The sequence below is a fragment of the Erwinia sp. LJJL01 genome, from assembly GCF_047300805.2.
GTDB classification, from domain to species: Bacteria; Pseudomonadota; Gammaproteobacteria; order Enterobacterales; family Enterobacteriaceae; genus Erwinia; species Erwinia aphidicola.
Map to the genome: position 1 here is coordinate 2985676 of NZ_CP178576.1, position 13444 is coordinate 2999119.

General features: G+C 58.3%; 13 protein-coding genes. 3 read left to right on the top strand and 10 right to left on the bottom strand.

Annotated elements, in window-relative coordinates:
* Positions 1-27 precede the first annotated feature (27 nt).
* From ACLI4M_RS14760 to ACLI4M_RS14790, 7 genes are all read right to left on the bottom strand, one after another.
* Entirely contained in the window at positions 28-1605 is a 1578-nt protein-coding gene (locus ACLI4M_RS14760; protein WP_133624333.1) for an ABC transporter substrate-binding protein, read from the bottom strand.
* Positions 1606-1749: 144 nt separating this feature from the next.
* Positions 1750-2415: an ABC transporter ATP-binding protein gene (locus ACLI4M_RS14765; protein ID WP_133624332.1), complete on the bottom strand. Its 666-nt coding sequence runs from the start codon at positions 2413-2415 to the stop codon at positions 1750-1752.
* A complete protein-coding gene (locus ACLI4M_RS14770; RefSeq protein ID WP_099753608.1) occupies positions 2408-3256 on the bottom strand; it encodes an ABC transporter ATP-binding protein in 849 nt (282 codons plus the stop codon). The genes ACLI4M_RS14765 and ACLI4M_RS14770 overlap by 8 nt, the downstream gene beginning before the upstream one ends.
* On the bottom strand, positions 3246-4106 hold the full coding sequence (locus tag ACLI4M_RS14775) for an ABC transporter permease (protein ID WP_133624331.1): 861 nt from the start codon (positions 4104-4106) through the stop codon (positions 3246-3248). The genes ACLI4M_RS14770 and ACLI4M_RS14775 overlap by 11 nt, the downstream gene beginning before the upstream one ends.
* Positions 4103-5158, bottom strand: a complete 1056-nt coding sequence (locus ACLI4M_RS14780) for an ABC transporter permease (protein ID WP_048917016.1) — start codon at positions 5156-5158, stop codon at positions 4103-4105. The genes ACLI4M_RS14775 and ACLI4M_RS14780 overlap by 4 nt, the downstream gene beginning before the upstream one ends.
* The gene (locus tag ACLI4M_RS14785) at positions 5158-6726 is read right to left on the bottom strand and encodes an ABC transporter substrate-binding protein (RefSeq protein WP_133624330.1); all 1569 of its coding nucleotides are present in this window, start codon (positions 6724-6726) and stop codon (positions 5158-5160) included. Before ACLI4M_RS14785 ends, ACLI4M_RS14780 begins: the two co-directional genes overlap by 1 nt.
* Before the next feature lie 129 nt (positions 6727-6855).
* Positions 6856-7512 (bottom strand): CPBP family intramembrane glutamic endopeptidase, encoded by a 657-nt coding sequence (locus ACLI4M_RS14790; protein WP_099753607.1) that lies wholly within the window; start codon positions 7510-7512, stop codon positions 6856-6858.
* 231 nt (positions 7513-7743) lie between these two features.
* On the opposite strand from ACLI4M_RS14790, the gene ACLI4M_RS14795 reads away from it, so the two are divergent.
* Together ACLI4M_RS14795 and ACLI4M_RS14800 are read left to right on the top strand one after the other, a co-directional pair.
* A complete protein-coding gene (locus tag ACLI4M_RS14795; protein WP_413449726.1) occupies positions 7744-10329 on the top strand; it encodes a bifunctional diguanylate cyclase/phosphodiesterase in 2586 nt (861 codons plus the stop codon).
* Between the two features lie 290 nt (positions 10330-10619).
* Positions 10620-10919: an I78 family peptidase inhibitor gene (locus ACLI4M_RS14800; RefSeq protein ID WP_048917012.1), complete on the top strand. Its 300-nt coding sequence runs from the start codon at positions 10620-10622 to the stop codon at positions 10917-10919.
* A gap of 56 nt (positions 10920-10975) precedes the next feature.
* On the opposite strand, the gene ACLI4M_RS14805 is transcribed toward ACLI4M_RS14800, so the two are convergent.
* The 3 genes from ACLI4M_RS14805 to ACLI4M_RS14815 form a co-directional block, all read right to left on the bottom strand.
* Positions 10976-11509: a protein disulfide oxidoreductase gene (locus ACLI4M_RS14805; RefSeq protein WP_099753606.1), complete on the bottom strand. Its 534-nt coding sequence runs from the start codon at positions 11507-11509 to the stop codon at positions 10976-10978.
* 92 nt (positions 11510-11601) lie between these two features.
* Positions 11602-11847 (bottom strand): biofilm development regulator YmgB/AriR family protein, encoded by a 246-nt coding sequence (locus ACLI4M_RS14810; RefSeq protein ID WP_048917011.1) that lies wholly within the window; start codon positions 11845-11847, stop codon positions 11602-11604.
* A gap of 206 nt (positions 11848-12053) precedes the next feature.
* Positions 12054-12725: a MarC family NAAT transporter gene (locus ACLI4M_RS14815; protein ID WP_048917010.1), complete on the bottom strand. Its 672-nt coding sequence runs from the start codon at positions 12723-12725 to the stop codon at positions 12054-12056.
* Between the two features lie 432 nt (positions 12726-13157).
* Between ACLI4M_RS14815 and cspE the strand changes: the two genes are divergently transcribed.
* Positions 13158-13364, top strand: a complete 207-nt coding sequence (gene cspE / locus ACLI4M_RS14820) for a transcription antiterminator/RNA stability regulator CspE (protein WP_048917009.1) — start codon at positions 13158-13160, stop codon at positions 13362-13364.
* Positions 13365-13444: the final 80 nt, after the last annotated feature.

Consider the following 13444-nt stretch of genomic DNA (forward strand, 5'->3'; position numbering starts at 1 on the left):
AGCTGACGGAGATGACGAGTTATTCCCTCATTGCTTACTAACGCGGTCAAAGTACAGCAGGCTGATACCAATGCCCTGATGTGCCCCCTGAATATTTTTCCCCAGCCCGACAAGTTGTTGCCCCTGTAACGAGACCACAAACGGTGAATTTTGCTGGATGTCTGTTTGCAGCTGCTGATAAAGCGCCGTGCGTTTTTGCGTATCACTTTCCGCCGCCGCCGCGCGCGTTTTGGCACTCAATTCCGGGATATTCCAGCCAACGCGCCACGCCAGCGTTTTCGGGCCGCCCGCGACGTTATAGGCGAAGGTGCTGGCATTGCTGTTGGCATCAACGTAATCCGCGCCCCAGTAGATAAAGATCGACTGGAAATTGCGGCTGCGCATTTTGCTCCACAGCTCGGACTCGGCGACCGGCTGAATATCAATCTGAATATCCGCTTTAGCAAAGCTCGCCTGCAGCGCCTGGGCAATATCGCTGTACGGCGGCTGGCTGACGACGGTCAGCGCAAAGCGCGTGCCGGGCTTGATCCCGCCCTTCGCCAGGATCGCTTTGGCTTTCGCCACATCGTAGTGGAACGGCTGGTTGGTCAGCGCGCCCTCAAAACCGGCAGGCAGGAACGTTTGATGCACCTGATACTGGCCTTTCAACAGCTGCTGAGAAAGGCTGTTGTAATCCACCAGCCAGCGGGCAGCCTGCCACAGCGCGGGGTTGCCCAGCGCCGGTTGCTGCTTATCCTGGGTATTGAAGCCGAGGTAATAGATCAGGCTGGAGGGGAAGCTGGCGACCTGCACCTTGCCCTGCTTTTGCAGCGTGGCGAACTGGTCGGCGCCCAAATTATAGGCGACGTCGGCATCGCCGCTCTCCAGCAGCAGGCGGCGTGAACCGGCATCGCTGACGTTCTTCAGGATCACCCGCTTGAGAGGGGGGGCTGGCTGAGCGTGCGGGTTCTGCTCCAGCACCAGCGCCTGCTGGGGCACGTAGTTGCGGATGCTGTAGGCCGCGCTACCTGCCGAGTGGGTGCGCAGCCAGCCGTTGCCAGCGTCCCGATCCGTCACGTGCTGCTGCACCAGCTTGCTGTCCACTACCGAGGCGACGGGTGAGGTCAGCAGGCGCAGAGCCAGATCGCGCCCAATTGCCGACTGCCAGCGGATCTCCAGCTGATGGTCGCCGCGCCGGGTAAACTGCGCATCCACATTGTCTGGCGTCCAGCCAAACTCCCCGAGGATAAACACCGGGGTTTTATTCAGCTTCACCGCACGCGTCAGCGAGTAAATGACATCGTCGGCAGTGACGGGATTGCCGCTGGCAAACTTCGCGTCCGCTTGCAGGGTAATCAGCAGGCTGTGCTCGCTGCTCCCCGGCTGCCAGCTGCTGGCCAGCTGCGGCCTGAGCTGACGAGGGTCGCTGATATCCGGCGTGACCAGCGTTTGGTAGACGTTACGCAGGCTGCTGGTGCTGACGGTTTCAAAACTCTCCGCCGGATCAAAGCTGATAATCCCGTCAAGCGAGATGGCAACGATCAGCGTATCGGCTGGCGTGGCGGCCTGGGAACCGGGGCTGAGCAACAGGGCGGTAGTGAATAACAGCGGCAGTAATTGGCGCATAAAAAAGTCCTGAATCGGTTGAGATATCAGGACTATAGAGGTTCACTGCGCGCTTCAGAAATGCCGGATCTGACTATGGTTAGTTGTTTACCACAATATCCTTCAGTAGGGGCCGGGCATGCCCGGCCAGTACGTGAGTCGGGGTCAGCCGACAATACGGCCCTGATCCATATGCACTGCGCGATCGCACATGTGGTCGATAACATCCGGATCGTGGCTGACCAGCACCATCGTCAGGTTATCCTGCTGCTTGAGCTGATTAAGCAGATTGAGGATCTCCGCCTGCACCGACATATCCAGCGCCGATGTCGGCTCATCCAGCAGCAGGATCTTCGGCTGCAGCAGCAGCGCGCGTACAATCGCTACGCGCTGGCGCTGGCCGCCGGAGAGCTGATGCGGATAACGATCGGCCATCGCCGGATCCAGCCCGACGTGGCGGAACCCCTGATCGATACGATCGTCAATATTATCGCTTTTCAGCAGTTTCAACGGCTCTGCCAGCGTGCGGCGCAGGCGGTGCCGGGGATGCAGCGAGGCATAGGGATCCTGAAACACCATCTGCACGTCGCGGCGCAGCTGTCCGCTGAAGGCTTTGCCAGGCTGGGCGTGATGCCCGGCCAGCTGCATCTCACCGCGCCAGTGCGGATTCAGCCCGGCCAGCACCCACAGCAGCGACGACTTGCCGCAGCCGGAAGGGCCAACCAGACCAAAACACTCACCCGGCGTGACCGAGAGCGAAACATCATGCACCACGGTGCGCAGTTCGTAGCCCTGCTTATGGGACACGCTCAGCTGGGATAATTCAATCATGGGAACGCCCCTGCGCCAGCGCGGCGCGATCCAGTACCGGCAGCGGTTTGCCGTGCGTTGACTTATTCGGGCGGCAGGACCACAGCGTGCGGGTGTAGGGATGCGTGGCGTGCGGCAGCTCTGCAGCGGGCAGCGTATCGAGGATCTCACCCTGATACATCACCATCACCCGCTCGCAGTGCTCCGAGACCTGCTGCAGATCGTGGCTGATCAGCAGCAGGCCCATATTGCGCTGCTCGACCAGATTGCGGATCAGCGCCAGCACCTGATCGCGCATCGCGTGATCGAGCGCGGAGGTCGGTTCATCAGCAATCAGAAACTGCGGCTCGGCGATCAGCGCGATCGCCAGCATCACGCGCTGGCCCATGCCGCCGGAAAGCTGATGCGGATAGCGCTTCATCTGCTCGGCAGGCTGCGGCAGCCCCACGGCGGCCAGCATTTCACACACTTTCTCTTTGATCTCAGCGCGGGAAAAACGGCCATGCAGCCTGAGCGGTTCCGCCACCTGCCAGCCAATGGTGCGCATCGGGTTGAGGGCGTATTTGGGGTCCTGCATCACCATGCCGAGGCTGCTGCCGCGCAGCTGGCTCCAGCGGCGCTCATTTAGCGTCAGGCCATTTTCGCCGGCGATGCTGAGCGTGCGCGCCTGCAATTGCAGGGAAGGGGCCAGCAGCCCCATCAGCGCGCGGGCGGTGAGGGATTTGCCGGAGCCGGATTCGCCGACCAGCGCCACGCGTTCGCGCCCCAGCGTAAAGCTGATGTTTTTCACCAGCTCAGCACCGCTGGCCGCGCTAATTTTCAGGCTTTCAGCCACGATTTGCGCAGAAGAATCAGTTGCCATTTCGGGTATCCAGTCGGTCACGCAGGCCGTCGCCTGTCAGATTAAAAGCCAGGCTGGCAAACAGGATGGCGCCACCGGGAACGGCGGCGACCCACCACTGGTCAAAAATCACCTTGCTGCCTTCGGCCACCATCGAACCCCATTCGGCGGTAGGCGGCTGAATGCCCATGCCGAGGAAGCCCAGTCCGGCAGCCGAAAGGATAATGCCGCCGAGGCTAAGCGCGGCGCGCACCACGGCAGTGGGCAGGCAGAGCGGCAGGATATGGCCGAACATCAGGCGCAGGCCGTTGATGCCCTGCATCCGTGCGGCGGCCAGATAATCACTGCGGCGCAGGGCCAGGGTTTCGGCACGCGCCTGGCGGGCGAACGGCGGCCAGCTGGTCAGCGCCAGCGCCAGCGCACCGTTCATCAGGCCGGGGCCCATCATCGCCACCAGCGCCAGCGCAATCACCAGATTCGGCAACGAAAGGAAGATATCGGTAATGCGCATCAGCACGCGTTCGCTCCAGCCACCAAGATAGCCAGCGCTGATGCCGATCAGCATCCCCACCGGAATAGTCAGCACCAGGATGAGCGCGACCAGCAGCAGGGTCGGGCGCGCACCGTAGATCACGCGCGACAGCAGGTCGCGGCCAAAGCCATCGGTGCCGAGCCAGTGGCTGGCGGAAGGCGGCATCAGGCGCACCGCCATCTCCTGCGCGTTCGGGTCGAACGGTGCCAGCAGCGGAGCAAACAGCGCGGCGAAGATCAGCAGGCCAACCAGGCTCAGGCCGACCATGAGCGTAATATTGCGCCGCGTTTTCACTACGCGCGGCTGGACGCTTTCAGCATCGGGAAGAGAGTGCGTCATCGGGTTCTCGGGTCGGTCAGGTAAGTGAGTGCATCCGCCAGCGCATTGATGGCAATAAAACAGCCGCCAATCAGCAGGGTGGAGCCGAGGATAGCCGGGGTATCCGAAGCGAACAGCGCCGTGGTCATATAGCGCCCTACGCCCGGCCAGGCAAACACGGTTTCGGTCAGCACCGACCCTTCCAGCAGCGTGGCATAGGAGAGGGCCAGCACGGTGATCAGCGTGCCGCGCACGTTAGGGAAGATATGCAGCAGCAGAATGCGCGTGCGTCCGGCCCCTTTAGCGCGCGCCAGCGTCACATACTCTTTGCTGCTCTCTTCCAGCAGCGCGGCGCGCAACAGGCGGGTAATGGTCGCCATCGACAGCAGGCCAAGCACCACCACCGGCAGCCACAGATGCGCAATCGCATTGCGGAACATTTCCGGGTCGCCGGAGAGCCAGCTATCAATCAGTACCAGCCCGGTTTTCGGTTCGAGGGTGTAGATCCAGATATCGTCCAGCCGCCCCGGCCCGGCTGACCAGTGCAGCACGGCGTAAAACAGCAGCAGCCCGAGCAGGCCGAGCCAGAACACCGGCACCGAATAGCCGAGCAGCGAGATCATGCGGGCAATATTGTCCAGCAGGCTGCCCGGTTTCCACGCCGCCAGCAGTGCCAGCAGGATGCCAAACACGGCACCAAAAATCATCGCACAGGTCGCCAGCTCAATGGTGGCGGGGAAGGTGCGCAGCAGATCGCTGGCAACCGGCTGATTGGTAATGCTGGAAACGCCGAGATCGCCGCGCAGCAGATGTTCCAGATAGTGCCAGAACTGGACCGGCAGCGGCTGATCCAGGCCGAGACTGGCGCGCACCTGGGCGTAGGTTGACTCGCTGGCGTGGTCGCCAGCGATCTGCAGCACCGGGTCAACCGGCGAAAGATGAGACAGGGCAAAGGTAAACACCAGTAGCCCAAGCAGGGTAACCACCAGCGAGAGCAGGGCGCTGAGCACCCCGCCGCTGCGGCGCAACAACAGCCGGGCGGAAGGCCCGGCTTGTGAGACTGATGACGCCATTACTTGGTGACCTGGCTGTAATAAACCATATCCGGGTTAATACCCTGCACGTACCCTTTCAGGTTATCGCGCAGCGCCACCAGATTCTTTGCCTGCATGCCGATGACATACGGTGAGTGCTGCTGCACTTCACGCTGCATGTTCTGGTACAGCTCAACGCGTTTCGCCTTATCGGTTTCCGCGGTGGCAGCCAGCGTCTGCTTGCTCAGCTCAGGAATGTGCCAGTTAGAGCGCCAGGCCAGGGTTTTGCTGCCGTCTTCCGGGTTATAGGCAAAGGCGGCAGCGTTGGTGTTTGGATCGAAGTAGTCGGCGCCCCAGGCGTTCAGCGTGGCTTCATACTGATGCGCTTTTACCCGCGTGGCGACTTCTGAACTGATGCCTGGCTGCACGTCCACTTTGATGCCGCCCTTCGCGAAGCTGGCCTGCAGTGCCTGAGCGATATCCAGGTACGGCGGCTGGTTGCTGGTCGACAGCTTGAAGCTGACGTTGCTCAGGCCGGCTTTCTTCAGAATGGCTTTGGCCTTCTCCGGGTCATAGGTAAACGGGTTGTCGTTCAGCGCGCCGAGGAAGCCTTGCGGCAGGAAGGACTGATGCACCGAGAACTGGCCTTTCAGCAGGTCGTTGGCAATGCCCTTGTAATCGAACAGATAGCGCGAAGCTTCCCACAGCGCCGGGTTTTTCAGAACCGGGTTGGCATCGATATTAAACTGAATGTAATAGAGCGAGGCCATCGGTACCGCAAGGGTTTTCACGCCTGCTTTGTCTTTCAGCGCGGCCATCTGATCGGCGCCGAGGTTACGGGCAATATCCGCGTCGCCCTGTTCCAGCAGCAGGCGGCGTGCAGCCGGCTCCGGCACGTTCTTGATCAGCACGTTTTTAAGTTTAGGCGCACCGGCTGGCGAGGTCGGGTTGGCGCTGAACAGCACCACTTCATGCGGGATGACTTTACGGATCTGATACGGACCGCTGCCCGCCGAATGCGTGGCCAGCCATTTGTTGCCGAAATCGCCTTTTTGTTCGTTGGCCATCACGGTTTTTTCATCCACGATGGAGGAGACCGGCGCGGCCAGCAGGCTTAGCACGTAGGTCGGGCTGACGTCGGCGCTCCAGCTCAGCTGGACGTGGTTATCATCAATTTTCTTCAGCTGAGCGTCGACGTTATCTTTGGTCCAGCCGAGCTGCGACAGAATAAATGACGGGTCGAGGTTCAGTTTGATCACGCGCGACAGCGAGAAGATTACATCTTCCGGGCGCAGTGGGTTGCCGGAGGCGAACTTAGCGCCTTCACGCAGGGTAAAGGTCATGCTGCGGTTATCTTTACCCGGCGTCCAGCTGGTGGCCAGCGTGGGTTTCAGGTCGGTCGGATTTTGCGGGTCGGACTGCACCAGGCGCTGATAGAGGTTAGTAAATGCCTGTACTGAGGTGAGTTCGAAGCCGTCAGCCGGGTCGAAGCTGCTGGCATCATCAATAGACTGCGCAATAACCAGCGTGTCTTTGGGGGTCGCGGCCGCTGCGGCGAAGGACGCCGCCAGGGCCAGAGCGATAACAGAGGGAACTGCAAATTTCATGACGTTTCCTTGCCTTACGTTTTTTCGCGAGTGTAAGTGAACAACCGATAAGAACAATAGTAGATTATTCACTATCGTTATGCGTGAAAGTTATAAGGATGATGAAACGGTTATAAAACTGAACAATGCCTAACGACCGAGCGTGGCCCAAATCCAGGGCGCGACGCCGAGCAGGTTATTCAGCATATGCAGGAAAATCGGCAGCTTCAGGCCAGAGGAGACCAGGCGGGCGGCGCACAGCAGCAGGGATAGCGCAATCAAGGCAATCACCGTTTGCAGATGGGCGTACTGGGTATGCATCGCCGCAAAGATAATGGACGTCAGCAGGGCGCAGGCCAGGCGCTGGCGCGGAGCCCACAGCAGGAAGCCCTGCAGAATAAAACCGCGAAACAGGATCTCCTCAAACACCGGGGCCAGTAAAACCACCGCCAGGGTGAACCACAGCATGCTCAGATTACCCTGGCTTAACTGGCTGGCGGTCCAGCTCTCCTGCTGCATATACAGCGACTGGCTGGCAATAAGAGCCAGCAGCAGCACGGCGAACAGCAGCACTTGCCGCGGCTGAAGTCTGCCGTGCGGGATGTCATGGTAATGGCGGTTATACCAGCGATAAACCGGCACCAATACGGCAAACTCCAACAGGCACAGCACCGGCATCAGTAGCCCGCGGCTTTTCAGCGCCTGCAGATTGGGGAAGTGAGCGACCAGCAAAGTAATCGCATACCAGAGAATAAACACCCCGGCACACAGCAGGGTGTGAGTGACTCTGTCGGTCGATGATGTCATGAGGGACCTGCTACTGGCACGGATCCCGCCATGTTAACAAGCGACTTTTAGGCTGTCGAGCCGCGTGATTATTCACCATTGCATAAAATTTTCTCAATTGTTCAGTGTTACTGCCGATATCCGTTATTGGAACTTTTTGGGAAACAGGCACTGACGTCACACTGACAGCGCCCCAGCAGTAACAAACGGACAGGGAAGCGTTCGTAAGCCGTATTATTAAGGGGCATGACTATGAATCATCCACCGGTACTGACGGGGGAATTAGCGGATGGGCAAAAAGCGGCATCGGCAACGCGGCGCACGTTGATGGCGCTGGCGCTGCTGCTGAGCAGTGCGCTGTTTTTAGCCATGCTGATGGTTGTTGGCGTAGCGTGGCAGCAAAATCAGGAATCGGTCGATCAGGAAGGAGCGCTGCTGCGTGATGCCTGGCAGCAGCAGCGCCAGTCGCTGGAAACTCACCTGCGCGACTACGCTTTCTGGCAGGAAGCCTGGCTGCATATGTACCTGACGATTGATCCTGACTGGGCGTGGAACCAGCAGAACCTTGGCCCCGGCCTGTTTCGCGAACATCAGTATGATGGCGTCTTTGTTATCGACGTGGACGATCGCACGCGCTATGCCGTAGTGGATGGCCAGCTCTCCACATTTACGCTGGAACAGTGGCTGGGAAGCCAGGCTCAGCCGCTGGTGGAGCAGGCGCGCTTGCAGCAGCGCCACCAGCATGTCATCAGCGAAAGTATCATGATTGGCGATACGCCGGCGCTGGTGGCTGCCGCACCGATCACCCGTGGCAAAATGCCGCATGAGGCCACGCTCTCCGCCACGCCTTCCGTCATGGTGTTTGTTTACCTGTTTACGCCCGATAAGCTAACAGCATTCGGCCATGCGGTTGGGGTCGATAATGCCCGCGTGCCGCAGGATCAGCAGGATCGCTACACCACGCCATTTATCAGCCAGGAGGCTAAAACCGGACCGGCACTGGTTCTGCGCTGGGATCCCAGCCAGCCGGGGCGCAAGCTCCTGATGTATTTGCTGCCGCTGCTCGCCTTTGTTGCGCTGATCCTCGGCGTGGTAACGCGCCGGGTGATCAATAATGCGATGGATAATGCCCTGCTATCGGATACGCGTTTCCTGCAGTTGATGTACAGCCAGCGTGAACTGGCCGCCAGCGAGGCGCGCTTCCGTGACGTGGCGGAAGCGGCCTCAGACTGGATTTGGGAAACCGATGCCGCCGGGCGTCTGACCTATCTGTCAAAGCGCTTCACCGTGGTCACCGGGTTTGGTCTGCTAACCTCCATCGGGCGGCAGCTGGATGAGATCCTCCAGCACGCAGAGTTGCCGGTCAGTACGTGGGTGAAGCAGCAGCAGGCTGGCGGCGCGCGCAGCCAGTTACGCTGCTATCTGCATTCTCAGCATCGCGGGCGACGTATCTGTAGTCTGGTCGCGAAGCCGATCATGCTGCACGGCAAGCTGCTGGGCTATCGCGGCACGGTGTCCGATATCACTCTGGAAGTGGAAGCGCAGGCGCGGGTTCACTATCTCTCACAGCATGATGTGTTAACCGGCTTACCGAATCGGCTTTTTATGCAGGAGTTTCTGCAGGAGCAGCTGCAGGCGTTGCCGGGGCTGGACTATCCGCTGGTGATGATCAGCCTCGACCTTGACCATTTCAAACCGATCAATGATACCTGGGGACACGCGGCGGGCGACAGCGTGCTGGTGGAGGTGGCCCGCCGTTTGCGCAGCTGCATGAGTGCGGGGGATCTGGTTGCACGGCTTGGCGGCGATGAGTTTATTCTGGCAACCACCGGGCTGCTGACCCGGGCCGAAATTGAGAGCTGCTGCCAGCGCCTGCTCGACTGCCTGCACCAGCCGTTCCACGTTGATTCGCAGGAGCTGTATATCGGCACCAGCCTCGGCATCGCCATGGCGCCGGACGATGCCATGCAGCCGGATGAACTCCTGCGGCTGGCGGATATCGCGCTCTATCAGTCGAAACAGCAGGGGCGTAACCGCTGGGTATTTTATACCGGCGATATGTCGCAGCACCTGGCGCAGCGCAGTGAAATGGAGCGCAATCTGCGCCGGGGCATTGGTGGGGATGAACTGCGCCTGCACTATCAGCCGCGCTATCATCTGCAAAGCGGGCGGCTGGAAGGGGCCGAGGCGCTGGTGCGCTGGCAGCATCAACCCGGGCAGCTCATCCTGCCGGACAGCTTTATACCTCTGGCAGAAGAGACCGGGCTGATTATGGATATCAGTGACTGGGTGCTGAATCGCGCCTGTCGGGACGCCGCCAGCTGGCCCGGCGAGCTGTGCGTCTCTGTGAACATCTCGCCAAAAGAGTTGCGCAACGGCAGCCTGCCGCTGCGCGTCGCGGCGGCGCTTGAGCAGAGCGGCTTAGCAGCAGCGCGGCTGGAGCTGGAAATTACCGAAAATATCACCATGGAGCACCCGGAAAGCGCGCTGGAGATCATGCACCAGCTGAAAGGGCTGGGGGTAAAAATTGCCGTGGATGATTTCGGCGCGGGCTTCGCATCGCTCGGCTATCTGAAAAAATTCCCGTTTGACGCCATGAAAATGGACCGTTCGTATCTTGATGGCTACCCGCATTCGCGCCAGGCGCAGTCGATAGTCGAGGGAATTATTGGCCTGGGGCGCGCATTTTCACTGATTGTGACGGCGGAAGGTATTGAAACGGAAGAGCAGCTGGCGCAGCTCAGGCTGATTGACTGTCAGCAGGGGCAGGGATATTTACTGGGTAAGCCGATGGCGCTGCAAGCATTGCGTGGATTGATGGATAAAACCGTCAGCTGACACGCGCCTCTGCGTCAGGGCAGAGGCGCGTGAGGTTTAGCGGACGCGTACCGCTACCAGCGTCATAATGACGGCAAAAGTGACAAAAATAGCCAGTTCCATAAGATTCTCCTCTGTGGGATTAGTCCTAAAATTATCATGTAAGGCTGGCTAAATTATGAACGATTCGTGCGCAATATCACGGTATCACCTGGCAGCTTTATGCCACCACGCACTGCTCATTTGCGGCGCAATCTGTTAATCTTTCAGCAGAAATGCCGGTTATCTAAGCAAAAAGAGGAGCAGAAACAGTGAAATTTTATGGAAAAGTTGCCGTGATAGCAGCGCTGGTTGCGCTGTCGGGATGCCAGTCCGCTGGGCATAAAAGCGCAGACGCAGGTGCGCCTGTAGACCCGGAGATGGATCGCTGTGGTGCATCGCAGTATCAGCAGTATGTCGGTAAACCGCTGTCGGCCATTGAGTCGCTGCGTTTTGAAAATGCGGTGCGCGCCATTCCGTATAACTCAGCGGTGACGATGGACTTTAACCTGAACCGTATCAATTTTATGGGCGATAAAAACGGGACTATCAGCCGCGTTTACTGCGGTTAATTCTTCGCTCCGGGCTGGCCGCGGCGCGCGTCAGCCCTGTTAGCCTGCACCCCGACTCAGTAGTGCCACTTCCTTACCCACCATAAGCGCAGCCAGATGCCCGCCGAGCTGGTCCAGCCGCTGGTGGTGCTTACCACCTGGCCTTTCGCCACGAGGATCAGGGTAGGCGTACTGCTGACCTGCCAGTGCGTTGCCAGCACGCCGCTGCTGTCGTTCACCACCGGCAGCGTCAGATGATGCCCATTGAGATAGCGCACGATGCTGATGTCATTGCCGGAGCGGCTGGCGACGGTCAGCACATTGGTGCGTTTGCCGTTTAGCCACATCATCATCGGGACGGTGTCATGACAGGCGCTGCAGCCGGTGCTCCAGAACCACACCAGCAGAGGTTTCTTCTCGCTTAGCTCGCCAGGCGTCAGGTCGCGGCCGTCAACGGTGTGCAGCAGCTGCTGAGCAAAATCCGCTGGTAGCTCGGGCGCCCGTAAAACATCAATCAGGCGTATGAGCAGGATCAACATCAGTACCGGCAGCAGTATAAACAGGCTGAACTTCTTAAATTTATTGATCAATTTGCTGTGCCAGTTACTCATTGCCGTCTCCGCCTGCATCCGGCGCTTATCTTAACGGGGCGAGAGTGAATGGCAATCGTCTGGCATGTAAACATACGTATAGGGCAAAAAAACTACTCATGGCCTTCCAGTATTTTTGCCAGCAGGTTGCGGTAACCCTGCAAAACGGACTCGTCGGCTTCCCTCTCCAGGCGCGCAATCACATTCGCTATGATGGCTTTATTACTGGGCGATTTTCCGGACTGCATCAGTTCCATCATGATCACTTCCAGCAACTCACTCTCTTTTGGCGCATGAAACGATGGGCTGTTGAAGTAGTCAGTGATGGCGCGCCCGGCGCCGTGTAGCTGATGACTCATGGTAAACCTCCGCAAAAGCGCCATCGGTGGCCGCACGGCCACTGACAGGATCAGGTATTTAAGCGATAGACGTTGATCCGGGCCGCCAGAACAGCGGCCCGCCACTTGCCTGAAAAATAAACAGGTGGAGATTTTTAATACTGTAGATGGCGCCGGCGGGAATGCCAGTAACAAACAGAAATATTTTTACTCATGCTGCGACAAACTCAGGCAGGGTGGTAAGTGCCAATCACTTCGAGAATACCGTTGATCATAAACTGCACCCCCATGCACACCAGCAGGAAGCCCATCAGGCGTGAGATAGCTTCGATGCCGCCTTTACCGACCAGGCGCATGATTGCGCCGGAACTGCGCAGGCATCCCCACAGTATCAGGCTAACGGCGATGAAGGTCAGCACCGGGGCCACCGTGATAATCCATGGCGCAAAGGTGGTGCCGCTGTGGATAGTTGAGGCGGTGCTGATGATCATCGCAATGGTGCCGGGGCCTGCCGTGCTCGGCATTGCCAGCGGCACGAAGGCGATATTAACCACCTTACGTTCGCTCATCTCATCCAGCTTGTGGTCCGCTTCCACCGACGTTCCGGCCTGCTGCTGGGGGAATAGCATGCGGAAACCGATAAAGGCGACAATCAGCCCCCCGGCGATGCGTAAGCCGGGAATGGAGATACCAAAGGTATCCATCACCACGTTACCGGCGTAGTACGCCACGGTCATAATGATAAATACGTACAGCGAAGCCTGCGCCGACTGGCGGTTGCGCTCCTGGTAGTTCATATCGCCCGCCAGGCCAAGGAACAGCGCCACGGTAGTTAGCGGGTTAGCCAGCGGCAAAATTACCACTAGCCCAAGGCCTATGGCCTTCATCAGTTCAAACATCAGGTGGGATCCTTTGCACACAAAAGAGGCGAAGCCATCATGCCTTAACCTCATGGGGAAGCGAAGAATAACCAGGTCACCAGCGTAAGATTTACCTTAAGATGGGGAATTGACTCACTTAGCGATAAGACTATTCGTGAGCCTGCAGCGCAGGTTAACAATACGTTAAAATATTTTTTGTTTTAAATTAGAGAGTTAGAATTTTCATGGCTTTTTTATCATGCCGACGCTTGTACTGGGGGCGCGGTTATGAGTAAATGCACCTGTCGGTTTTGATACAGACCCACGTATGCGAGCAATTTTAGTAAAGCAGTCTTCAGTTCAAGCGTTATTTCAAGCTTCTTCCTGACTTCCTTCTGAGTGCCTCATAGTAATCCCTGTTGACGAACCCTGTGCCCACTGTGGCTTACTACAATTTTGAAGGAAAGACCCATGTCCCAGACTGGTTTAGTAAAATGGTTTAACGCTGAGAAAGGTTTCGGCTTCATTTCCCCAACTGACGGCAGCAAAGATGTGTTCGTACACTTCTCTGCAATCCAGGATTCAGGTTTCAAAACCCTGGAAGAAGGCCAGAAAGTTAACTTTACTATCGAAAACGGCCAGAAAGGCCCAGCAGCTGCTAACGTAACTGTTGCCTAAGTCCTCTTTCCGCTCCGGCGGTAACAGAACTTAGTTCGAAGTAAAGAAAACCCGCCCCAGTGGCGGGTTTTTTGCGTTTT

Excerpts from the sequence above, each read along its gene's own strand:
- ACLI4M_RS14760 (WP_133624333.1), bottom strand. The coding sequence starts at position 1,605 with ATGCGCCAATTACTGCCGCTGTTATTCACTACCGCCCTGTTGCTCAGC.
- ACLI4M_RS14815 (WP_048917010.1), bottom strand. The coding sequence starts at position 12,725 with ATGTTTGAACTGATGAAGGCCATAGGCCTTGGGCTAGTGGTAATTTTG.
- ACLI4M_RS14790 (WP_099753607.1), bottom strand. The coding sequence starts at position 7,512 with ATGACATCATCGACCGACAGAGTCACTCACACCCTGCTGTGTGCCGGG.
- ACLI4M_RS14795 (WP_413449726.1), top strand. The coding sequence starts at position 7,744 with ATGAATCATCCACCGGTACTGACGGGGGAATTAGCGGATGGGCAAAAA.
- ACLI4M_RS14785 (WP_133624330.1), bottom strand. The coding sequence starts at position 6,726 with ATGAAATTTGCAGTTCCCTCTGTTATCGCTCTGGCCCTGGCGGCGTCC.
- ACLI4M_RS14810 (WP_048917011.1), bottom strand. The coding sequence starts at position 11,847 with ATGAGTCATCAGCTACACGGCGCCGGGCGCGCCATCACTGACTACTTC.
- ACLI4M_RS14805 (WP_099753606.1), bottom strand. The coding sequence starts at position 11,509 with ATGAGTAACTGGCACAGCAAATTGATCAATAAATTTAAGAAGTTCAGC.
- ACLI4M_RS14770 (WP_099753608.1), bottom strand. The coding sequence starts at position 3,256 with ATGGCAACTGATTCTTCTGCGCAAATCGTGGCTGAAAGCCTGAAAATT.
- cspE (WP_048917009.1), top strand. The coding sequence starts at position 13,158 with ATGTCCCAGACTGGTTTAGTAAAATGGTTTAACGCTGAGAAAGGTTTC.
- ACLI4M_RS14780 (WP_048917016.1), bottom strand. The coding sequence starts at position 5,158 with ATGGCGTCATCAGTCTCACAAGCCGGGCCTTCCGCCCGGCTGTTGTTG.
- ACLI4M_RS14775 (WP_133624331.1), bottom strand. The coding sequence starts at position 4,106 with ATGACGCACTCTCTTCCCGATGCTGAAAGCGTCCAGCCGCGCGTAGTG.
- ACLI4M_RS14765 (WP_133624332.1), bottom strand. The coding sequence starts at position 2,415 with ATGATTGAATTATCCCAGCTGAGCGTGTCCCATAAGCAGGGCTACGAA.